The organism is Dactylosporangium cerinum (genome assembly GCF_042653625.1).
Taxonomy (GTDB): domain Bacteria; phylum Actinomycetota; class Actinomycetes; order Mycobacteriales; family Micromonosporaceae; genus Dactylosporangium; species Dactylosporangium cerinum.
Window position 1 is genome coordinate 1 of record NZ_JBHSIU010000053.1, and the last position, 21344, is coordinate 21344.

At 72.0% G+C, this 21344-nt stretch carries 22 protein-coding genes; 11 read left to right on the forward strand and 11 right to left on the reverse strand.

Annotation, left to right across the window (positions count from 1 at the left end):
- Positions 1-39: 39 nt before the first annotated feature.
- Positions 40-843, reverse strand: a complete 804-nt coding sequence (gene otsB / locus ACFPIJ_RS36975) for a trehalose-phosphatase (RefSeq protein ID WP_380122384.1) — start codon at positions 841-843, stop codon at positions 40-42.
- 252 nt (positions 844-1095) lie between these two features.
- On the opposite strand from otsB, the gene ACFPIJ_RS36980 reads away from it, so the two are divergent.
- The 8 genes from ACFPIJ_RS36980 (at position 1096) to ACFPIJ_RS37015 (ending at position 10345) form a co-directional block, all read left to right on the forward strand.
- A complete protein-coding gene (locus ACFPIJ_RS36980; RefSeq protein WP_380122386.1) occupies positions 1096-2541 on the forward strand; it encodes a PhoH family protein in 1446 nt (481 codons plus the stop codon).
- Positions 2542-2769: 228 nt separating this feature from the next.
- Positions 2770-3438 carry an aggregation-promoting factor C-terminal-like domain-containing protein gene (locus ACFPIJ_RS36985; protein ID WP_380122388.1) on the forward strand — a complete coding sequence of 223 codons (669 nt, stop codon included), beginning with the start codon at positions 2770-2772 and terminating at the stop codon, positions 3436-3438.
- A gap of 2 nt (positions 3439-3440) precedes the next feature.
- The gene (locus ACFPIJ_RS36990) at positions 3441-4127 is read left to right on the forward strand and encodes an aggregation-promoting factor C-terminal-like domain-containing protein (protein ID WP_380122389.1); all 687 of its coding nucleotides are present in this window, start codon (positions 3441-3443) and stop codon (positions 4125-4127) included.
- A 70-nt stretch (positions 4128-4197) separates the two neighbouring features.
- Entirely contained in the window at positions 4198-4851 is a 654-nt protein-coding gene (locus ACFPIJ_RS36995) for a rhomboid family intramembrane serine protease (protein ID WP_380122391.1), read from the forward strand.
- Positions 4852-4860: 9 nt separating this feature from the next.
- Entirely contained in the window at positions 4861-5829 is a 969-nt protein-coding gene (locus ACFPIJ_RS37000; protein ID WP_380122393.1) for an NAD(P)/FAD-dependent oxidoreductase, read from the forward strand.
- A 45-nt stretch (positions 5830-5874) separates the two neighbouring features.
- Positions 5875-8415: a PAS domain S-box protein gene (locus ACFPIJ_RS37005; protein ID WP_380122395.1), complete on the forward strand. Its 2541-nt coding sequence runs from the start codon at positions 5875-5877 to the stop codon at positions 8413-8415.
- Positions 8412-8840 carry a response regulator gene (locus ACFPIJ_RS37010; protein ID WP_380122397.1) on the forward strand — a complete coding sequence of 143 codons (429 nt, stop codon included), beginning with the start codon at positions 8412-8414 and terminating at the stop codon, positions 8838-8840. The genes ACFPIJ_RS37005 and ACFPIJ_RS37010 overlap by 4 nt, the downstream gene beginning before the upstream one ends.
- Entirely contained in the window at positions 8837-10345 is a 1509-nt protein-coding gene (locus tag ACFPIJ_RS37015; protein WP_380122399.1) for a sensor histidine kinase, read from the forward strand. The genes ACFPIJ_RS37010 and ACFPIJ_RS37015 overlap by 4 nt, the downstream gene beginning before the upstream one ends.
- A gap of 8 nt (positions 10346-10353) precedes the next feature.
- On the opposite strand, the gene ACFPIJ_RS37020 is transcribed toward ACFPIJ_RS37015, so the two are convergent.
- The 4 genes from ACFPIJ_RS37020 to ACFPIJ_RS37035 form a co-directional block, all read right to left on the reverse strand.
- Positions 10354-11415 carry an ABC transporter permease gene (locus tag ACFPIJ_RS37020; protein ID WP_380122400.1) on the reverse strand — a complete coding sequence of 354 codons (1062 nt, stop codon included), beginning with the start codon at positions 11413-11415 and terminating at the stop codon, positions 10354-10356.
- On the reverse strand, positions 11412-12317 hold the full coding sequence (locus ACFPIJ_RS37025; protein WP_380122402.1) for an ABC transporter ATP-binding protein: 906 nt from the start codon (positions 12315-12317) through the stop codon (positions 11412-11414). The genes ACFPIJ_RS37020 and ACFPIJ_RS37025 overlap by 4 nt, the downstream gene beginning before the upstream one ends.
- Positions 12314-12718: a GntR family transcriptional regulator gene (locus tag ACFPIJ_RS37030; RefSeq protein WP_380122404.1), complete on the reverse strand. Its 405-nt coding sequence runs from the start codon at positions 12716-12718 to the stop codon at positions 12314-12316. Before ACFPIJ_RS37030 ends, ACFPIJ_RS37025 begins: the two co-directional genes overlap by 4 nt.
- A 77-nt stretch (positions 12719-12795) precedes the next feature.
- Positions 12796-13482 carry a TetR/AcrR family transcriptional regulator gene (locus tag ACFPIJ_RS37035; protein ID WP_380122406.1) on the reverse strand — a complete coding sequence of 229 codons (687 nt, stop codon included), beginning with the start codon at positions 13480-13482 and terminating at the stop codon, positions 12796-12798.
- 110 nt (positions 13483-13592) lie between these two features.
- On the opposite strand from ACFPIJ_RS37035, the gene ACFPIJ_RS37040 reads away from it, so the two are divergent.
- Positions 13593-14546, forward strand: a complete 954-nt coding sequence (locus tag ACFPIJ_RS37040; protein WP_380122408.1) for a 2-dehydropantoate 2-reductase N-terminal domain-containing protein — start codon at positions 13593-13595, stop codon at positions 14544-14546.
- On the opposite strand, the gene glpX is transcribed toward ACFPIJ_RS37040, so the two are convergent.
- The gene (gene glpX, locus ACFPIJ_RS37045) at positions 14459-15508 is read right to left on the reverse strand and encodes a class II fructose-bisphosphatase (RefSeq protein ID WP_380122410.1); all 1050 of its coding nucleotides are present in this window, start codon (positions 15506-15508) and stop codon (positions 14459-14461) included. The two genes, ACFPIJ_RS37040 and glpX, sit on opposite strands and share 88 nt — an antisense overlap.
- Positions 15509-15636: 128 nt before the next feature.
- Between glpX and ACFPIJ_RS37050 the strand changes: the two genes are divergently transcribed.
- A complete protein-coding gene (locus ACFPIJ_RS37050; RefSeq protein WP_380122411.1) occupies positions 15637-16170 on the forward strand; it encodes a DUF4245 family protein in 534 nt (177 codons plus the stop codon).
- 111 nt (positions 16171-16281) lie between these two features.
- Here the strand turns inward: ACFPIJ_RS37050 and ACFPIJ_RS37055 are convergent, their stop codons facing one another.
- The 5 genes from ACFPIJ_RS37055 to ACFPIJ_RS37075 are packed head-to-tail and all read right to left on the reverse strand — an operon-like array spanning position 16282 to position 20391.
- Positions 16282-16470: an exodeoxyribonuclease VII small subunit gene (locus tag ACFPIJ_RS37055; protein WP_380122413.1), complete on the reverse strand. Its 189-nt coding sequence runs from the start codon at positions 16468-16470 to the stop codon at positions 16282-16284.
- 30 nt (positions 16471-16500) lie between these two features.
- Entirely contained in the window at positions 16501-17247 is a 747-nt protein-coding gene (locus ACFPIJ_RS37060) for a GNAT family N-acetyltransferase (protein WP_380122414.1), read from the reverse strand.
- A gap of 1 nt (position 17248) precedes the next feature.
- The gene (gene xseA, locus ACFPIJ_RS37065) at positions 17249-18517 is read right to left on the reverse strand and encodes an exodeoxyribonuclease VII large subunit (protein ID WP_380122416.1); all 1269 of its coding nucleotides are present in this window, start codon (positions 18515-18517) and stop codon (positions 17249-17251) included.
- Positions 18518-18526: 9 nt separating this feature from the next.
- Positions 18527-19168: a response regulator gene (locus tag ACFPIJ_RS37070; protein ID WP_380122418.1), complete on the reverse strand. Its 642-nt coding sequence runs from the start codon at positions 19166-19168 to the stop codon at positions 18527-18529.
- Entirely contained in the window at positions 19156-20391 is a 1236-nt protein-coding gene (locus ACFPIJ_RS37075; protein WP_380122420.1) for a sensor histidine kinase, read from the reverse strand. Before ACFPIJ_RS37075 ends, ACFPIJ_RS37070 begins: the two co-directional genes overlap by 13 nt.
- Positions 20392-20501: 110 nt before the next feature.
- Here ACFPIJ_RS37075 and ACFPIJ_RS37080 point away from each other — a divergent pair, with 110 nt between their 5' ends.
- Positions 20502-21245 (forward strand): ABC transporter ATP-binding protein, encoded by a 744-nt coding sequence (locus tag ACFPIJ_RS37080; protein ID WP_380122422.1) that lies wholly within the window; start codon positions 20502-20504, stop codon positions 21243-21245.
- The last annotated feature ends 99 nt before the right edge of the window (positions 21246-21344 follow it).

Here is a 21344-nt window from a genome sequence, read left to right on the forward strand (position 1 = left end):
CCTTCGGCGCGGCGGCGGGGCGCTGTGGTCCTGGTGCGGTTAGGGGGCCTGGGCCAGGAGGGTGCGGAGGAGGGCGGGGACGTCCTCGGGGGCGTCGACGTGGATGTCGGCGGCCTCGACGAGGGCGTGGCCGCTCTCCGCGTTGGCCACGGCGACCCGCACCCCCACGAAGTCCGGGTCGGCCTCCTCGCGAGCGGTCAGGGCGGCGAACGCCCGCAGGTCCGCGACGTCGTCGCCGAAGTACCAGGCGCAGCTGTGGCCCTCGGTCTCCTCGCGCAGGACGCTGCCCTTGTCGCGCTGGCCGGGAGGCTTGAGCTCGACGACCATGCGGCCCGCCTGCACGCGCAGGCCGAGCTCGCTGGCGCGTTCCTTGCCCCACTGCTCGACCTCGGGGCCGAGGTGGGGGGCGTTGCGGTAGTGCACGGCGACGGACAGGCGCTTGTACTCCACCCGGGTGCCCGCCGGCAGCTCCGCCCGGGCGCGGTCCGCCAGGTCGCTCATGACCTGGACGAACGGCGCGGCGCTCGGGTCGGTCTCGACCAGGCCGCCGGGTCGCTGGACCTCCAGGCCGTAGAGGCCGAAGACCGCCACGTCGGGCAGGGCGGCGAAGCGCTGGCGGAGGAAGTCCGCGGGGCGGGCGGAGACGATGACGACCTTGCCGAGGCGCCGGTTGACCTCGGCGAGGACCTCGACGATGCCTTCGGCCGGGTGCACGGTGTCGGGATCTTCCTGGATCGGGGCGAGGGTGCCGTCGAAGTCGAAGAAGAAGGCGCAGTGCCCGGCTCGCTCCGCAGTCAGCTGGAGGATGGCCGCGCGGGACCGTGCAGTGTCAGGGGCCGCCATATCCTCAGCGTACTGAACATTTCGCGTTCCGTGTGGGTAGCGGGGCGTACCTCACAAGCGGGGCAATCAACGACTCGATCTAGTGGATTTTGCTTGCAGCGGTTAGCGTCTGTGCTGTGGCTAGGGGTTTTCCCGGCCATCCGAGGCCCGGACCGAGCGATCCATGTGAAGCCACGGGGCCAAGCACCCGACCCCGTGCGGGCGTCGGAGGACGCGAGTGCGGGCGGCGAGGTGCCCGTCCCCGGAGATCCCGTGACCGTTCGCCGCAGTCCCTCTGACTCCACTCCCGCTCCCCGCAGCCGTGCGGCCAAGGCGCAACCGGTGGCTGACGCAGTCACGCCGGTCAAGCGCACCCGCAAGAAGGTGGAGCCCGCCAAGGCGGAGCTCACCAAGGCGGAGGCCCCGCGCCGCACCTTCGTGCTGGACACCTCGGTGCTGCTGGCCGACCCGGGCGCGTTCCTGCGCTTCGGGGAGCACGACGTGGTCCTGCCCCTGGTCGTCATCTCCGAATTGGAGGGCAAGCGGCACCATCCCGAGCTCGGCTACTTCGCGCGGCGTTCGCTGCGGTTCCTGGACGACCTGCGGGCCAAGCACGGCCGGCTCGACCTGCCGCTGCCGCTGACCGACGCGGGTGGCACGCTGTGGGTCGAGCTCAACCACGCCAATCAGAACGTGCTGCCGGCCGGCTTCCGGGCCGACACGGACGACGCCCGCATCCTGGCGGTGGCCCTCGCCCTCGCGGCCGAGGGCAAGGACGTCCTGCTGGTCACCAAGGACATGCCGCTGCGGGTCAAGGCCGGCTCGGTGGGCCTGGCCGCGGACGAATACCAGCCGGGTCCGGCGACCACCCAGAGCTACACGGGCATGGTCGAGCTCGGCATCGCCGAGGACGAGGTGAAGCGGCTCTACGCCGGCGAGGCGATCGACCTCGACGGCGCCGGGGACCTGCCGGTGCACACCGGTCTGGTGCTCACCTCGCAGAACGGCTCGGCCCTGGGCCGGGTCGGCTCGGACAAGTCGGTGCGGCTGGTCCGGGGCGACCGGGAGGTGTTCGGCGTGCGGGGCCGCTCCGCGGAACAGCGCATCGCGCTGGACCTGCTGCTGGACGAGTCGATCGGCATCGTGTCGATGGGCGGCCGGGCCGGCACCGGCAAGTCCGCGCTGGCGCTCTGCGCGGGCCTGGAGCAGGTCATGGAGCGCCGCAAGCACAAGAAGGTCATCGTCTTCCGCCCGCTGTACGCGGTCGGCGGCCAGGAGCTGGGATACCTGCCCGGCGACGCCGCCGAGAAGATGTCGCCCTGGGCGCAGGCGGTCTTCGACACCCTCGGCTCGCTGGTGCACGACAACGTGATGGAGGAGGTGGCGGCCCGCGGCATGCTCGAGGTCCTGCCGCTGACCCACATCCGTGGCCGCAGCCTGCACGACGCCTTCGTGATCGTCGACGAGGCCCAGTCGCTGGAGCGCGGTGTGCTGCTCACCGTGCTGTCCCGCATCGGCAGCAACTCGCGGGTCGTGCTGACCCACGACGTTGCTCAGCGTGACAACCTGCGGGTCGGCCGGCACGACGGCATCGCGGCGGTGATCGAGGCGCTCAAGGGGCATCCGATCTTCGCGCACGTGACCTTGACGCGTTCGGAGCGTTCACCGATTGCCGAGGTTGTCACTGACCTCCTGGAGGACCTCCCGTTCGAGCGGTAACTTAAGCGAAAGAGTCCTAATTGTCACGTGATTAGAATCACAGAAGGTACCGTTTGGGTTCTCACCCGCGAATGCACTAGGCGATGGTGGGGAACGAGCGCGTGACGCCAGGCATCTCGGCATCAGGCGCTCACGGTGCGTCACTGGCCCGGACGGGTGTCCGCTTACGCGAATGCGAAAGCACATGGATACCGTCCGGGCCGTGCACCGAGGTCATGTCCCCGACGAATGGATACCTTCGTGATCCGGCTGTGGCAGCGGGTCGGCAAGGTCAGAGCCCTCGCGGTTCTCGTGCTGGTTGCGGGACTCGTCGGCGGCCTGCTGATTGCCAACCGACAGACCCAGCACAACGCGACGGCGGAGCCGGTCCAGGCCGCCGACGCCGCGTCCCTTCCCCGGGCGTCCTCCGGCACTCCGTCCGCCGACGCCGGCACCACGGAAGCGCAGAGCAAGGCGCAGGACGCCGCCTCGGCCGCCGCCGCGCAGGCGAAGGCCGCCGAGGACGCCGCCCGCAAGAAGAAGGAAGAGGAAGCGAGCCGCTCCACCCGTCCCGCCGGAGAGCCGTCGTATCCCGCCCCTGCCTCATGCGGCGTCTACACCGGCAATCGCAACACCGGGTGCACGCTCATGGTTGCGGCCGGCTTCGCCCTCGGCCAGATGCCGTGCCTGGACAAGCTCTGGCAGAAGGAAAGCGGGTGGAACCCCCTGTCGCACAACAAGAGCAGCGGGGCCCACGGCATCCCCCAGGCAGTGCCAGGAGACAAGATGGCCGCGTACGGTCCCGACTGGTACAAGGACGCGGCGACCCAGATCAAGTGGGGCCTGAACTACATCAAGGGCCGCTACAAGACGCCGTGCGGCGCATGGGGCCACAGCCAGAACACCGGGTGGTACTAGCCATGGACGTCGTGAGTCTGTTGTGGCAGCGGGTCGGCAAGGTCCGGGCCCTCGCCGTGCTCGCGCTGGTCGCGGCCCTCGCGGGTGGCCTGGTCGTCGCCAACTGGGACAGCGGCAAGCCGGTCGAGCCGGTCAACGCCGCCGCCGACGCTGCGCTCCCGCGGGCCTCCTCCTCCTCCTCCTCCGGCAGCCCGTCGGCCGCCGCCAGCAGCACCGAAGCGCAGAGCAAGGCGCAGGACGCCGCCTCGGCCGCCGCGGCGCAGGCGAAGGCCGCCGAGGACGCCGCCCGCAAGAAGAAGGAAGAAGAGGCGAGCCGCACCACCACGCGGACGCTGGGCCCGCCGACCTACCCGATCCCCGCCGTGTGCGACGTGTACAAGGCCAAGAGCGACAACAAGTGGCGTGGCTGCGGGCTCACGATGGCCGCCGGCTTCGGGTTCGACCAGATGTCCCCCTGCCTGGAGAAGCTCTGGGACAAGGAGAGCCACTGGACGACCACGGCGAAGAACCAGAGCTCCGGGGCGTACGGCATCGCCCAGGCGCTCCCGGGGTCGAAGATGGCCTCGATCGCCAGTGACTGGTCGTGGAACCCCGAGACGCAGATCAAGTGGGGCCTGAGCTACATCAAGGGCCGCTACAAGACGCCCTGCGCGGCCTGGTCCCACAGCCAGTCCACAGGCTGGTACTGAAACCGGTGCAAACCCGCCAGCACCGGCAAGACGGGTGGCGGGTTTGCACCGGACCTGTTACCACAGTGGCGTGACTCTCGACGGGACCCGTGATTCCGACCCCACGCGCTTCGGCACGGAGGCGTTCTACGCCTCCGTCGGCCGGGCCTTCGTGGCCATGTGTGCGGTCGTGCCGGTGCTGTTCGCCGTCGAGTTCTTCGACCGGCTGATCGGTGAGCGGCTCCAGGACGACGGCGGGATCAAGCCGCACCGGCTCGACGGGCTGGACGGCATCCTGTTCTCACCGTTCCTGCACGTCGACTACGAGCACGTGCTGGCCAACAGCGTCCCGCTGATCCTGCTGGGCACCTTCGTCCTCGCCGCCGGTGCCGCCCGGTTCCTGCTCACCACCGCGTTCATCGCGATCGTCGCCGGCGTCGGCGTCTGGTTCATCGGCGAGTCCGGCACGGTCGTGGTCGGCGCCAGCGGCGTCATCTTCGGCTACCTCGGTGTGATCCTGATGCGCGGCGTCGTCGAGCACAGCTGGTGGCACATCGCCGTCGGCCTCCTCATCGGCCTGCTGTATGGCTGGCAGATCATCGGTGTCCTGCCCGGTGAGCAGGGGGTCTCCTGGCAGGGGCACCTGTGCGGGTTCATCGGCGGTCTCGTCGCCGCGGTGCTGTTCCGGCGCCGGCGCCCGCCGCGCGCCGACGACCCTCTGGCCATCGGCACCGATGCCGCATAGCGTGCCCGTATGCGGGAAGTCGATCTGGCCATCGTCGGCGCGGGACCGGCCGGCCTCTTCGGTGCGTACTACGCCGGCTTCCGGGGGCTCAGCACGGCGGTGATCGACGCGCTGCCCGAGCCCGGCGGGCAGATCACCGCGATGTACCCGGAAAAAATGATCTTCGATGTCGCGGGCTTCCCGGGCATCCGGGGCCGGGACCTGGTCGCCAACCTGGTCGAGCAGGCCGACCAGTTCCACCCCTATTACCTGCTGGGGGTGCGGGCCGAGGACCTCTCCTACGACGGTGAGCAGCCCGTGCTGACGCTGTCCGACGGCACCGTCCTGCGCTGCGGCGCCGTGCTCATCACCGGCGGCCTGGGCAGCTTCACCGCCCGCCCGCTGCCCGCCGCCGCCGGGTTCACCGGCACCGGCCTGGTCTTCTTCGTGCCGCACCTGGCCGACCTGGCCGGGCACGACGTGGTCATCGTCGGCGGTGGCGACTCCGCGTTCGACTGGGCCCTGGCCCTGCAACCACTCGCCAGGTCGGTGACCCTCGTGCACCGGCGGGAGAAGTTCCGGGCGCACGCCTCCACCGTCGCCCGCGCGCAGGCGCTGCCGATCGAGATCATCGTCAACGCCGAGGTGACCAGGATCCACGGCGACGGCCACTGCACCGGCGTCGAGGTCGCGGTCCGTGGCGCCGAGCCGCGGACGCTGCCCGCGGACTCGATCGTGGCCGCGCTCGGCTTCACCGCCGACCTCGGCCCCCTGGCCGACTGGGGCCTCGAGCTGGACAAGCGGCACATCAGGGTCGACTCGACCACCGCGACCAACCTGCCGCGGGTGTTCGCCGCGGGCGACATCAGCGAATACCCGGGCAAGGTCCGGCTGATCGCGGTCGGTTTCGGGGAGGCGGCGACCGCCGTCAACAACGCCGCCGTGATCATCGACCCGGCCGCCCACCTCTTCCCGGGACACTCGTCGGACAACGGATGAGCAACTCCTCAATAACCTGAGGGCACCGCCGATCTGAGATGCGTGGTGGGCGTCCGTCTCCAGGTGTTCGGGGTGGTGCTGCTCGGCCTGCTGGTATCGGGCGGGGCGGGGCTGCTGATGCACCGCGTCGAGATGGACAACGCCGGGCAGGCCCTCGACCGGCGGGTCGCCGCGGCGCAGGAGTCGGTGGCGTCCACCGCCCAGCGCTACGTCGACGCGGTGCAGCTGACCGCCGGCAGCCTGGAGGCCCTGCCGAAGATCGACGCCGCCTCGTTCACCACGGCCACCGCCCCGCTCGGCCAGCTGTGGCTGCCGGGGGCGACCTCCATCGACCTCGTCGTCGCGGTGCCGGACTCCTCCGTCGCGGCGGCGCAGGCCGACTGGCGGACGCTCGGCGCGGCCGGGCTGACGCTGCGCGCCACCGCCGGGGTCGGCCGCCACTACTTCACCGTGCTGCAGCGGACGCTCGGCGAAGGCGCGGGCACGGGCGCGAGCGTCGGCGACGTCGGGCAGGACCTGACCGGGTCGGCGGAGGCGTCCGCGGCGCTGGAGCGGGCCGGGCGCATCGGGCTGCCCGCCATCTCCGATCCGTACGTGCTGCCGCGCGACACCGGCCTGCCGCCGGGGGACCGGCAGCAGTCGGTGGCCCTCCTGCAACGCGTCCTCGACCGGGTCACCGGTGAGCTGCGCGGCTTCGTCCAGATGGCGGTGCGGATGCAGGACTTCTTCACCGACACGATGCTCCAGCCGTCCCGCGAGCTGCTGGACGTGACGCTGTCCGCACTGGACGGCAGCGAGTGGCAGCTGATGGCCCGCATGGAGCGCCACGACGCCGGCCCGGGTGACCTGCGCCGGACCGTCCTCGTGCAGGTCGCCGACCAGCAGTGGCAGCTGGCGGCCGGCACCGACGGCACGGCCCTGATCGGCGCCGACGGCCACCTCGACGAGGGCATGCTGTTCGGCGGTCTCGCGCTCACGCTGGTCACCGCGCTGCTGGTGTACACCCTCGCGACGTCCCGCCGCCGGGCCGAGGACCGGGTCACCCAGGCCACCGCCGACCTGCGGCACCAGGCGACCCTGCTGTCCGCGGTGATGAACACGATCGGCGACGGCGTGGTGGTCTTCGACCCGGACGGCGCCGCGGTCTGGGTCAACCCGACCGCGCGCGGGCTGCTCGGCCACGACATCGACCGCTACCCGCCGACCGCCTGGCCCGAGCTGCTGGAGGCGTACGAGGCGGACGGCACCACCCCGTACCGGTTCCGCAACCTGGTCCGCCGGCAGGCGGAGTCGCAGATCGAGCTGGTGGTGCGGGGCCGGCGGCTCGACGTGCGGCTGCGGACCCTGGTCCGGCAGGACGGCGCCGGCGGCGCGGTCGCCGTGCTGCGCGACGTCACCGAGCTGCACGAGGCCGACGAGAAGGTCCGCGCCTCGGAGGAGCTGCTCCAGCTGCTGCTGGACGGCGCCCGCGACTACGCCATCTACATGCTCGACCGGCAGGGCGTGATCGAGAGCTGGTCCGGCAACGCGGAGCGGCTCACTGGGTACCGCGCCGACGAGGTCATCGGCCACTCCTACGGGATGTTCTTCACCGCCGAGGAGACCGCCGCGGGGGTGCCGCAGCGCGTCCTGGACCAGGCGGCCGAGCACGGCCGGGTCGAGATCGACGGCCCGCGGGTGCGCCGCAACGGCAGCCGCTTCTGGGCGCACGGCCTGCTCACCGCCGTGCGCAACCCCGACGGGACGGTCCGCGGTTTCGTCAAGGTCAGCCAGGACATCACCGAGCGCAAGACCGCCGAGCGGGCGGTCGAGCAGCTCAACGCGGAGCTGGAGGTGCGCGTCGCGGAGCGCACCGCCGACCTGCGGGAGGCCAACGCGGAGCTGGAGTCCTTCTCCTACAGCGTCTCCCACGACCTGCGGGCGCCGCTGCGGGCCGTCGACGGCTTCGCCAAGATGCTCGCCCTCGACCACGGCGACACGCTCGACGAGCAGGGCCGGCGGTACCTCGCCCGCATCCGCGCCAGCGCCCAGCACATGGGTGACCTGATCGACGGGCTGCTGGCCTTCTCCAGGCTCCAGCGGCAGGAGATGGCGAGCCTGCGCGTCCACCTCGACCAGCTGGTCGCCGACGTCTGGGACGAGCTCGCCGTGGAGCGCGGCACCCGCGACATCGCACTGTCCGTCGGCGACCTGCCCGACGCGCAGGGCGACCCGCGGCTCATCCGGCACGTGGTCGCCAACCTGGTCGGCAACGCGGTGAAGTACACCCGCGACGTCTCGCCGGCCAGGATCGAGATCGGGCACCGGGTGGGGCCGCTCAGCGGCGAGGTCATGTACTACGTCAAGGACAACGGTGCCGGCTTCGACATGCGCTACGCCGACAAGCTGTTCAAGGTCTTCCAGCGGCTGCACCGCGCCGAGGACTACGAGGGCACCGGCATCGGGCTCGCCCTCACCCACCGCATCGTGCAGCGGCACGGCGGTCAGATCTGGGCCGACGCGGTCCCCGGCGAGGGCGCCACGTTCTACTTCACCCTTCCGGCCTTCGAACACACTGGACACACGCTGTTGGAGGTGGGCGGGTGAAACCGCGGTCCAATAGGGTCCTGCTCGTCGAGGACAATCCCGACGACCTGGAGCTGGCCCGGCTCGCGTTCGAGCGGGGCAGGTTCGCCCGCAACGTCGACGTGGCCCGTGACGGCGCCGAAGCCCTCGAATACCTGCTCGGCCCGGCCGCCACCGACCCGCCGCAGGTGGTGCTGCTCGACATCAAGCTCCCGCTGGTCGACGGCATCGACGTGCTGCGCCGGGTCAAGGCCGACCAGCGCACCCGGCACATCCCGGTCGTCATGCTCACCTCGTCGGCCCAGGACCGGGACCTGCACGCCTGCTATGAGCTCGGGGCCAACAGCTACATCGTCAAACCCGTCGACATGGAGCAGTTCATGGCCGCCGTCAACAGCATCGGCCTGTACTGGCTGGGCCTGAACCTGACCGATGCGCACTCATGAGGATCCTGCTCCTGGAGGACAACCCCGACGACGCCGAGATGCTCGTGTTCGAGCTGCGGCGGGCCGGCTTCGCGCCCGTGTGGCAGCGGGTCGAGTCCGGCGCGGACTTCCAGGCCGCGCTCGAGGATCCCGCGGGCCCGCCCGAGGTGATCCTCGCCGACTACTCGCTGCCGCAGTTCAACGCCCTGGAGGCGCTGCACATGCTGCGCACCGGCGGCTACGACATTCCGGCGATCGTGGTCAGCGGCGCGATGAGCGAGGAGTCGTGCGTCGACGCGCTGCGCCACGGCGCGGTCGACTACCTGCTCAAGGACCGGCTGAGCCGGCTCGGCTCGGCCGTGCAGCACGCCCTGTCGCAGCAGCGGCTCGCCGCCGACCAGCGCCGGGCGGAGGAGACGTTCCGGGCCGCGTTCGACCACGCCCCGGTCGGCATGGCCGTCACCGACCTCGACGGCCACGTGCTGGAGGTCAACCAGGAGCTGGCCCGCATGACCGGCCTGCAGCCCGCGCAGCTGCTGCTCGACATGGTGCTCGAGGAGGACCAGCCGATCGTCGCGGACAAGATGAAGCGCCTCGTCGCCGGCGAGGCCGAGAAGGTCAGCAAGGAGCTGCGGCTGTGCCGCTCCGACGGCGCGCCGTTGTGGGGCCAGTACTCGGCGTCGCTCATCGGCGCGGGCGGCGGGCAGCACGGCGGCCAGCAGCGGGCGCACCACGTCGTGCACCAGATCGCCGACGTGACCGACCGCCGCCGGGCCGAGGAGGCCCTGCAGCGGCAGGCGGCGAAGCTCGCCCGCACCAACAGCGACCTGCAGGAGCTCGACCGGCTCAAGAGCGAGTTCGTGGCCACCGTCTCCCACGAGCTGCGCACCCCGCTGACCAGCATCCGCGGCTACACCGAGATCCTCGCCGATGCGCACGCCAGCTCCCTCGGCGCAACCGAACGCAAGATCGTCGGCATTATCGACCGCAACGGCCGCCGCCTGCTCGACCTCATCGAGGACCTGCTCACGTTCTCCCGGATCGAGTCGGGCACCCTGACGCTCACCGTCGGCCCGGTGAAGGTCAAGCACATCATCGACGCCGCGTGCGAGGCGATCCGGCCCTCCGTCGAGACCGCCGGCCTGACCGTCACCACCGACATCGACGAGCACATCCCGGTCGTGCAGGGCGACGGCGACCAGCTCGAACGGGTCGTGCTCAACCTGCTGACCAACGCGGTCAAGTTCTCCGACCCCGGCGGCTCGATCACCGTCACCGGCCGGGAACGCGACGGCGAGGTGGTCGTGTGGATCCGGGACACCGGGGTCGGCATCCCGGAACACGAGCAGGGCATGCTGTTCACCCGCTTCTTCCGCACCGCCGACGCCCAGAAGCGGGCGATCAAGGGCAGCGGGCTGGGGCTGGCGATCAGCAAGGCGATCGTGGAGGCGCACGGCGGGTGGATCGCCCTGGAGTCGATCGAGGGCAGCGGCACCACCGTCGGCTTCGGCGTCCCCACGCCGTAGCGCCGTGCCTATCCGGCGGTCAGGTTGGTCCGGCGGACGAGCAGCCACACCGAGAGCAGCGCCACCACGGCCAGGGCGAGGTAGCCGGTGCCGAGGATCAGGTGGAACTCGGGGATCCGGCTGCCCGGTTGGTACTGCAGGTAGCGCTGGAGGTGGTGATCGGCGAAACAGGAGAGGTCGGCCTGGACGTCGACGCTCGACGGGCAGAGGCGTTCCAGCTCGCCGCTGGTGAGCGGGTGCCTGGAGGCGTCGAACAACCCTGAGGGCTGGTCGCCGGCGCCGGTGCGGATGATGCCGCCGCTGACCAGCAGGGCGTTGTCGCGCAGCAGGTCGTCGACCGGGGCGTCGATCTGCCGGTAGGCGCCCAGCGGCCGCCTGAGGGTGGGGAATCGGGCCTGCACGAACAGCATCAGGCCGATGAAGCCCCCGATGACACCGAACACGGCCGGCAGCGTGCGTCGCAGCGCGGCGCCGAGCGCGACACCGACCGCGAACCAGCAGGCGCTGATCATGACCGGGAGCCAGCCGGTGGCCAGGACCGCCTCGTATCGGAACAGGTCCTCCTGGCCGACCCGGGTCCCCACGTGTTCCAGGTGGTCGCTGACCCCGGCGACGACCCCGGTCACGGCCGCGACGAACAGGGCCAGCAGGCCGATCCGGGTCCACAGCCACCGGGCCGGGGAGATGTCCTGGCTCCAGGCCAGCAGCAGGGTCCGCTGCTCGTGCTCCCTGGACAGCACCGGGACGCCGATGAACATGCCGACCAGCAGCGGCATGTACTGCACCAGCCGCTCGGCGTAGCTTGCCTGCCGGAACAGGCCGAAGGGGCGCGCGCTGAGCCGCAGGTCCTGCGGGGAGTAGTCGGGGCACCGCAGGTTGTGGCACTGGTGCCACAGGTCCGTCATCTCGATGGACAGGTAGGTCATCCAGCCGGCGACGACGGCGGCCAGGACGAGCGTGCCGATGATGGCCGAGCGGTGCTGGCGCCAGGTCAGCCAGACCAGGCCGGCCGTTGGGCCCGGACCTTCGCGGCGGCTCGCGGTGACCGGTGCGTCGGTGACCAGGCTCATGCTGCCGCCTCCAGGCGATCGGGGGCGCCGGCCGACGCCTTGAGATAGGTCAGGATCAGTTCGTCCAGGGTGATGGGCTGGGTGGTCCAGCCGGGCGCGACGACGGCCGCCGCTGGTCCGGCGGGCTGCCGCACGACGAACGTGGACTGCCGGTCCGCGTGCTGTGCCTGGACGATCGCGCCGGGGCCGGGCGGCAGGTCCGCCCGCGGCCCGGTGAGCCGCACGTGGTCGGCGAGCAGGTCCTCGACGTCGCCGCTGAGCACGGGCCGGCCCGCGTCCAGCACCAGCAGGTGGTCGCCGACGCCGCTGAGCTCGGCGATGATGTGGGTCGACAGCATGACGGTCATGTCGCCCTCCGCAGCCTCGGCCATGAGCTCGCCGGTCACCTCGGTGCGGGCCACCGGGTCGAGGTTGGCCAGGGGCTCGTCCAGCAGGAGCAGCGCCGGGCGGGAGCCCAGGGCGACCGCGAGCGCGACCTGCGCCCGCTGCCCGCCGGACAGCTTGCCGCAGCGGCGGTCCAGCGGGATGGCGAAGCGCTCCAGCCAGGACAGCGCCCGCCGCTGGTCCCACACCCGGTTGGTGGCCCGGCCGAAGCGCAGCATGTCCGCGACGCTGAAGTCGCGATACAGCGGCTTGTCCTGGGCGAGGATCGCCACCCGGCTCCCGGCCGGTTCACCCCCGTCGGAGGACCGGCCCTTCACCACCGGCCGGCCGCCGACCAGCAGTGTCCCGGAGGTCGCCGGCAGCATCCCGCTGATGATGCTCATCAGCGTCGACTTGCCCGCGCCGTTGGCCCCGACCAGCGCGATGATCCGGTTGGCCGGCAGCTGGAAGGAGCAGTCCCGCAGCGCCCACACACTGCCGTAGCGCTTGCTCACGGCCCGGGCCTCGACGGCGGTCATGCCGCCCCCTCCTGCTTGCGGCGGGTGGAGTTCTCCACGATCACGGAGGCGAACAGCGCCTCGACGTCCTCGGTCTCCAGCCCCGCCTCGCGGGCCTGGTCGAGCCACCGGGCCAGGCCGTTGCGCAGCCGGGCCATGACGTGCGGGTCCGCGCCGCCCAGCGTGCCGCTGATGAAGGTGCCCGCGCCCTGCCGGGCTTCGACGAGCCCGGACAGCTCCAGCTCGCGGTACGCCTTCAGCACCGTGCTCGGGTTGACCGTGCACGCGGTCACCACGCTGCGCACCGTGGGGAGCTGGTCCCCGGGATGCAGCACGCCCATCCGCAGCCCTTCGCGCACCTGCCGGATCAGCTGTGCGTATGCGGGGACGCTGCTGGACTTGTCCACATGGAAATTGATCACGCCGGTGCCTCCTCTCCCGTCAGCAAATTGTGTCGGTAGAGTAGAACACCGGTCAACCGGAACGCAAGGACGCGCGATCAGATCCCGACGAACCTCGCCTGCACCCGCATCTGGTGCGCGAAGAACTCGTCGCGGTGCAGCACGACGTTGTTGAGCTGCCCGAACAGCTCGAAGCTCACGGACCCGAACAGGGTGACCCAGGCCGACAGCGCCCGGGCGGTCACGACGTCGGGCACGTCCGGCGCGATCACCGAGCCGGCCCGCCGCACGTCCTCGACCACCGCCGCGGCCAGCGGCTCGGTGGTGTCGTCGCGGACCCGTCCGGCCACGGCCGCGTCCTGGATGATCGTGCCGAGGACCGTGACCGCCCGCGTCGCCGCGGCGACGGTGTCCTGCGGCGCCTGGTACCCCGGGACCGGGCTGCCGTAGATCAGCGCATACTCGTGCGGCCGTTCCAGGGCCCACTCCCGGACCGAGTCGCAGACCGCCATCCACCGCCCGGTGAAGTCGTCGCGGGCGACCGCGCGCTCCCGGTCCTCGACCGTCCGGCCCAGGGAGTTGTACGCGTCGAGGATCAGCGCCGTCAGCAGCTCGTCCCGGCTCGCGAAGTACCGGTAGATCGCCGACGAGACGACGCCGAGGTCGCGGGCCACGGCGCGCAGCGACAGGTTGGCCCCGTCGGTGGCCAGGTGCCGCCGGGCGATCGTCTTGATCTCTTCGGTCATCTCGGCACGGACGCGCGCCCGGATGTTGGTCGCCTTCATGCCGTACATAGTCGCATGCTCACATCAGAGAGCACTGCTCTTGAATTGTCGAGCGACCCATGCTCTACTGAGAGAGCAGTGCTCTCGCAATCACGGTTCTGGAGGCAGTCATGCAGGTCATCGTCGGTGCCGGCGCGGTCGGCACCATCATCGCCGGTCGGCTCGCCGCGGCGGGTGAGCACGTCAAGCTCGTCAGCCGCTCCGGCGGCGGGCCCGTGCACCCACTGGTCGAGCGGGTCTCCGCGGACGCGTCCGACGCGGTCGCGCTGCGCAGCGTCGCCGCCGGGGCGAGCGTCATCTACAACTGCGTCAACCCGCAGTACTACGCCTGGCAGACCGACTGGCCGCCGATCAACCGGGCCCTGATCGGCGCCGCCGCGGCGAACGACGCGGTCCTGGCGATCACCGGCAACCTCTACGGCTACGGGCCGGTCGACCGCCCCATGACCGAGGACACGCCGCTCGTCGACACCGTCCGGAAGGGCCGGGTCCGCAACGAGATGTGGCGGGAGGCCCTGGCCGCCGGCATCCGCACCTTCGAGGCCCGCGCGTCGGACTACATCAGCCCCACGTCGTCGATCATCGAGATGGCGTTGCCGGCGCTGCGGGCCGGGAAGACGGCATGGCTGCCCGCGGCGCTCGACGTGCCGCACAGCTACACGTACATCGGCGACGTCGCGCGGACGCTCATCGCCCTGGCGACCGACGAGCGGGCGTGGGGCCGGGCGTGGCACGTGCCCTCGCCGCCGCCGATGACCGGCCGGTCGCTGCTGACGACCGTGGCCCGCGTCGCTGGCCTGCCCGCCCCGCGCCTGCGCGCCTACCCGCTGCCGGCCGTGTGGGCCGCCGGACTCTTCGACAAGTTCGCCAAGGAGTTCCGCGAGGTCCGCTACCAGCACGTCAAGCCGTTCGTGCTGGACTCGTCCCGGGTGACCGCGACGTTCGGCCTGACCCACACGCCGGTCGACGAGGCCGTTCAGTCGGTGCTGGGCAGCGCCCCCACCGACCCGTCGGGTTCGATCGCGAGCGGCGGCAGGGTGCCGTCGAAGTCGACCAGCGAGTAGGCGCGCAGCTTCTCCAGGCGGTGGAACGAGTCGATCACCCGGATCGTGCCCGACCGGGAGCGCATCACGATCGACTGCGTGTCCGCCCCGCCCCGCCGGTACCGGACGCCCTTGAGCAGGTCGCCGCTGGTCACGCCGGTCGCGCAGAAGAACATGTTGTCACCGCCGACCAGGTCGTCGGTGTGCAGCACGCGACCGAGATCGTGGCCGGCGGCGACGGCCTTGGCCCGCTCGGCGTCGTCCTGCGGCCACAGCTTCGCCTGGATCGCCCCGCCCATGCACTTCAGGGCCACCGCGGCGACGATGCCCTCCGGGGTGCCCCCGATGCCCATCAACACGTCGGTCTCCGAGCCTTCCCGGGCGGCGCTGATCGCCCCGGCGATGTCGCCGTCGGAGATGAACCTGATCCGCGCCCCGGTCCGGCGGACCTCCTGGATGAGCTGCTTGTGCCGGGGCCGGTCCAGGATGCAGACGGTGACCTCGGACACACTGGACCGCTTCGCCCGGGCGATCCGCCGCAGGTTCTCCTCCACGCCGGCGTCGATGTCGATCACGTCCGCGTAGTCCGGCCCGACGGCCAGCTTCTCCATGTAGAACACGGCGCTCGGGTCGAACATCGCCCCGCGCTCCGCGACGGCGAGCACCGCGACCGCGTTGGGCATCCCCTTGCTCATCAGGGTGGTGCCGTCGACCGGGTCGACCGCGACGTCGACCTCCGGCCCGGTGCCGTCCCCGACCCGCTCGCCGTTGTACAGCATCGGCGCGTTGTCCTTCTCGCCCTCACCGATCACCACGACACCCTGCATCGGCACTGAGTTGATCAGCAGGCGCATCGCGTCGACGGCCGCGCCGTCGCCGCCGTTCTTGTCACCCCGGCCGACCCAGCGCCCGGCGGCCATGGCCGCGGCCTCCGTGACTCGCACCAGGTCAAGGGCCAGGTTCCGGTCCATCTCACGACTCATATGTGCTCTCCTCGCGCGGCGTTGCGTGGGCGGGCGGGCCACCTGTCATCGTGGCAGGCCGGCGTGTTCCACGTCGCTACGGTCCGGGCGGTTGTGGCATGTTCCATCCGATGGTTCACGATGGGTGGGTGGAAACCGCTGCTCCCGCTCCCACTCCCGCATCCGAGCGGGCCGGTCGTCGCCCGCGCGACATGGCGCTGTCGATGCTGGTCCTGCTGGTGCCGGTGTTCCTGCTCGTCGGCTTCTACCGCTACCTCGGCCACGAGGAGCCGCCGACCATCGACACGACCGAGGTGTACGGGTCGGTCCAGCGCGCCGGCCAGTTCACCCCGCTCAAGCCCACCGACCTGCCGCAGGGCTGGCGGATCGCCTCGGCCACCTTCACCGGCGGCGTCCTGCGTATCGGCGTGACCGCCCCGTCCGACGGCGCGATGCAGCTGGTCGAGAGCGCCCAGCCGGCCGCCACGCTGGTGCCCGCGATCATCGGCACCGGTGGCGCCGGCGGCGCGCCCGTCTCCGTCGCCGGCACCGAATGGCAGCGGCACGACGACGGCCGCCCCGGCGAGCGCGCCCTGATCCAGACCTCCGCCGGCCGCACCGTCATCATCTTCGGCCGCGCCACCGACTCCCAGCTGCAGCGCCTGGCCGCATCCCTGCACTGAGCGGAGCGAGGAACGCCGCTTGCGTGCGGCGCGCAGCGTCGCATGGGGGGCTTGGGGTGGGAACCCCCAATGCTCTTCCGGCCGTGAGGCCGCCGCGGAAGAAGCAGTCCCTCAGCCGCGGTCGGCGGTCAGGCGGGCGCGGGCGTCGTCGAGCCAGCGCTGGCAGATGGCGGCGAGCTGCTCGCCGCGCTCCCACAGGGCCAGGGACTCCTCGAGCGTGGTGCCGCCGGACTCGAGCTTCTCCACGACTGTGGCGAGCTCGGCCCGGGCCTGCTCGTAGGACAGGTCGTCCTTCGTCATGCGGTTTCCTTTGTCATGCGAGTTCCTTCGTCATGCGGGCTCCTTCGTCAGGAAGAGCACGGAGTCGGTGCGCCGGTAGCCGACGCGGGCGTAGACGCGTTCCTGGGGGTCGCCGCCCGGGGTCAGGAACACCAGGCCGGCTCCGGCCGCGTGCGCGGCCCGGGTGAGGTGCAGGGTGATGGCGCCGCCGATGCCGCGGCGTTCGAACTTCGGCCGCACCGCGATGCCGGCGACCTCGCTGATGCCGTCCTTGGCCGCGACGGCGGAGCCACCGCCGACGGGTTCGCCGTCCAGCGTGCGGGCGAACACCGTGATGTCCTCCCGGGACCTGGCCCGGGCGACGTGCTCGTCGGTGGGCGGCGCCTCGCCGAACGCCTCGTGCTGGGCGCCCAGCAGGCCGAACAGCTCCTCGTCGGTGGTGGGCTCGACGAACTCGATGCCGTCGGCCAGGGGCTGGTCGACGGTGCCGCCGGGCGGGCACTCCATCAGCGGCAGCCGGTGGGTGACGGTGAAGCCGGCGGCCAGGAGCGCGGGCTCGACGAGCGGGGCCAGGCCCGGCAGGTACTCCAGGCGCGGGGTCCGCGACCGGCTGGTGAACGCCGCTTCGAGGGCCGCGATGTCCGCCGGGGTCGGGTCGGCGCCGGCCGCGGGGATCGCGTAGTTGATGTAGACGAGCGGGTCGTGCGCGCTGATCGTCACCGTGAACGGGCCGGCCTGCACCACCTCGCGGCCGCGGCCGGCGCTGGCGAGCAGGTAGTCCTGGATGCGTTGGGACACGTCACTCCTGGGAACCGGCGGCGGCTGGCTTCGCGGCCCGCTTGGCGGGCTTCTTGACGGCGGGGTCGACGGTGGCGGCGACCTCGCCTTCGGCGAGCCGGAGGCGGACGGGGTCACCGGGGGAGACCTCGCCGGCCGCGCGGACGACGGCGCCGTCGGCGCGCTGGACGATCGCGTAGCCGCGCTGGAGGGTCGCCGCGGGGGACAGGGTCCGCAGCCGGGCGAGGGTGTGCGCGAGCTCGGTGCCGGCCCGGTCGAGGCGGTGGCTCAGGTTGCGGGCGGCCCGGTCGCGCAGCTGCGCCACGTCGGTGGCCCGGTTGTCGACCAGCGAGAGCGGGCGGGCGATCGAGGGCCGCGAGCGGATCGCGTCGAGGCGGTGCTGCTCGCGGTCGAGCAGGCCCTTCAAGGCGCGGTCGAGGCGCTGCTTCGCCTGGCCGATGAGGCGGAACTCGTCGGCCAGGTCGGGCACGATGCGCTTCGCGGCGTCGGTCGGGGTCGAGGCGCGCACGTCGGCGACGAAGTCGACCAGCGGCACGTCGGTCTCGTGGCCGACGGCGGACACGACCGGGGTCCGGCACGCGAACACGGCCCGGCACAGCGCCTCGTCGGAGAACGGCAGCAGGTCCTCGGTCGAGCCACCGCCGCGGGCCAGGACGATGACGTCGACCGTCTCGTCCCGGTCGAGCACGGCGAGGGCGTCGATGATCTGCGGCACCGCCGACGTGCCCTGCACGGCGACGTTGATGACCCGGAACTCCACCGTCGGCCAGCGGCGCCGCGCGTTGGTCAGCACGTCCCGCTCCGCGGCGCTGGCCCGGCCGGTGATCAGGCCGACCTTGCCGGGCAGGAACGGCAGCCGCCGCTTGCGGGCCCGGTCGAACAGGCCCTCGGCGGCGAGGAGCTTCTTGAGCTGCTCCAGGCGGGCCAGCAGCTCGCCGAGGCCGACCTGGCGGATCTCGTCGGCGCGCAGGCTGAGCGAGCCGCGGGCGGCGTAGAACTCGGGCTTGGCGTGCACCACGATGCGGGCGCCGTCGTTGAGGCCGGGCGCGCCGAGGTCGACGACGTCCCGGTTGGTGGTGACGGTCAGGCTCAGGTCGGCGGAGGGATCACGCAGCGTCAGGAAGACGGTGTTGGTGCCGGGGCGGCGGGTGATCTGCGCGACCTGGCCGTCGACCCAGATCCAGCCGAGCTTGCCGATCCAGGCGCCGATCTTCTGCGAGACCACCCGGACGGGCCACGGCTCGTCCGACGAGGAAGTGGGAGTGGTCACCGCAACACCCTAGCCGCGCAGGTATGCGAGGACCGCCCGCACCCGGCGGTGGTCATCCTCGTCCGGGGGAAGGTCGAGCTTCGCCAGGAGGCTGTTGATGTGCTTCGACACGGCGGCCTCGGACACGACCAGGGACCGCGCGATCGCCGCGTTGGAGCGCCCCTCGGCCATCAGGGCCAGGACCTCGCGCTCCCGCGGGGTGAGCCGCTGCAACGGGTCGCGGCGGCGGCCCAGCAGCTGCATCACCACCTCGGGGTCGACGACGGTGTGCCCGGCCGCGACCCGGTCGACGGCGTCGACGAACTCGGTCACGTCGCCGATGCGGTCCTTCAGCAGGTAACCGACGGAACCGTTGCGCCCGGAGTCGAGCAGCTCGGCGGCGTATGTCTGCTCCACGTACTGACTCAGCACCAGCACCGGCAGCGCCGGGTTTTCGAGTCGCAACGCGATCGCCGCCTGCAACCCCTCGTCGGTGAACGCCGGCGGCATCCGCACGTCGGTGACGATGAGGTCGGGCCGCTCCGCGCGCACCGCGTCGACGAGCTCGGGCGCCGTGCCGACGGCTGCGACGACGTCATGGCCGAAGCGGCGCAGCAGTCCGGCGATCCCCTCCCGGATGAGAATCCCGTCCTCGGCGATCACGACCCGCACGGCAGCTCCACGTGGACCACCGTAGGCCCTCCACGCGGGCTGGCGAGCGAGACGGTCCCCCCGACGGCGTCGACCCGGTCGACCAGGCCGGCCAGGCCGGTGCCGCGGGCCGGGTCGGCGCCGCCCCGGCCGTCGTCGCGGATCTGCACGGTGAGCCGGTTGAACGCGACCGACGCGACGACCTTCGCCCGCGCCGCGCCGCTGTGCTTGGCGACGTTGGCGAGGGCCTCGACGACGACGAAGTACGCGGTCACCTCCACCGCCTCCGGCAGCCGCGCCGGCAGGGCGATGTCGACGTCGACGGGCAGCGGCGCGCGGTCGGACACCTCCCGGACCGCCGCCGCGAGTCCCCGGTCCGTGAGAATCTTCGGGTGGACGCCCCGGATCAGCTCCCGCAGCTCGGCCAGGGCCTCTTTGGCCAGGTCATGCGCGCGGCGCACCGGATCCGCGGCGGGCGAACCGTCCGGCAGCTCCAGGCGGGCCAGGCCCAGCTGCATGCTCAGCGCCACCAGCCGCTGCTGCGCACCGTCGTGCAGGTCGCGCTCGATCCGGCGGCGCTCCACCTCGAACGCGTCGACGAGCCGGGCCCGGGACCGGGTCAGCTCGACCAGCTGCGGGTCGTCGTCGGCGCGCGGCGCCAGGATCGACCGGGTCATCGCGGCGCGGGCCGCCGCCCACGCCGTCACCGGGTAGAGCGCGATGATGCCGAGGACGGCCCCGGCGGCGCTGCCGGACAGCGTGAGCCAGATCGACTCGTCGCGGATGTAGACCGGGCCGCACAGCAGCGCAGTCACCACCCAGGTGGCGCCCGCGAACACGATCAGGTCCAGCCAGGCCAGGATCGACGTGAGCACGATCGTGTAGCCCAGCTCCCGCCAGGTCGCCGGCTCCCGCAGCCGGGTCCGCACCCACGCCCGCAGGCCCGGCTCGGCCACGGGACGGTGCTGGTCGGGCAGCTCGACCGTGTCGACCAGCCGCAGCCGCCACCGCTCTATCCGCGCGACCGCGATCCCGGACAGCGCGACCGCCAGCAGCGCCGCGATGCCGACCACGGCCAGGGTGAACACCATGCCGAACACCGTCAGGCCGGCCAGCGCCACGCCGGTGCCGACGCCGAGGACCGCGCCGCTGCCCAGGTACAGCAACGACCGCCACGGCCACGACGACGTCAGGAACTTCGCCGGTGGCAGCGTCAATGACTCCAACGCGGATCGGACCTGCACATCGGTGACGCTACCGAGACCGTCTGACAAAAACGGTAATGCTGGCGTTACCCCCGACTGTCGTCGTGGTGCGACTGTGCCGGCGGCCGCCGCACGGTTGGCTCAGGAGCGTGACGACGACATTGCAGACACGTCAGGCCGTCGAGCTGCACGGGGTGACCCGCCGGTACGGCACCGGCGAGCAGACTGTGACCGCCCTCGACCGGGTCTCCGTCGGGTTCGCCCCGGCCAGCTTCACCGCCGTGATGGGGCCGTCCGGCTCCGGCAAGTCCACCCTGCTGCACTGCGCGGCCGGCCTCGACCGGGTCAGCGAGGGCAGCGTCCTCGTCGACGGGGTCGAGCTCGGCCCGCTGCGCGAGAAGGCCCGCACCAGGCTGCGGCGCGACCGGATCGGCTTCGTGTTCCAGGCGTTCAACCTCGTCGGGGCGCTCACCGCGGCGCAGAACGTGGAGCTGCCGCTGCGCCTCGCCGGCCGCCGGGCCGCGGCCGGCCAGGTCGACGCGATGCTCGCCGAGGTCGGTCTCGCCGACCGGGCCGGGCACCGGCCGAGCGAGCTGTCCGGTGGCCAGCAGCAGCGGGTGGCGATCGCCCGGGCCCTCGCCACCCGGCCCGTGGTGGTCTTCGCCGACGAGCCGACCGGCGCCCTGGACGCGTCGGCGTCCCGGGAGGTGCTGCGGCTGCTGCGGGCCGCCGTCGACCGGCACGCCCAGACCGTCGTCATGGTCACCCACGACCCCCTCGCGGCCGCGTACGCCGACCGGGTCCTCTTCCTCGCCGACGGCGTGATCGTCGAGGACCTGCACGGGCCGCGCGGCGCCGAACAGATCGCGACCCGGATGGCGGCGCTGTCATGAGCGGTCCGGAGCGAAGCGGAGGGGCCGCGAATCAGGGGTGCAGGGTTGGCTCAGGCCGACGCCGGAGCGCAGCGGAGGTGGCGGCATGAGCGGTCCGGA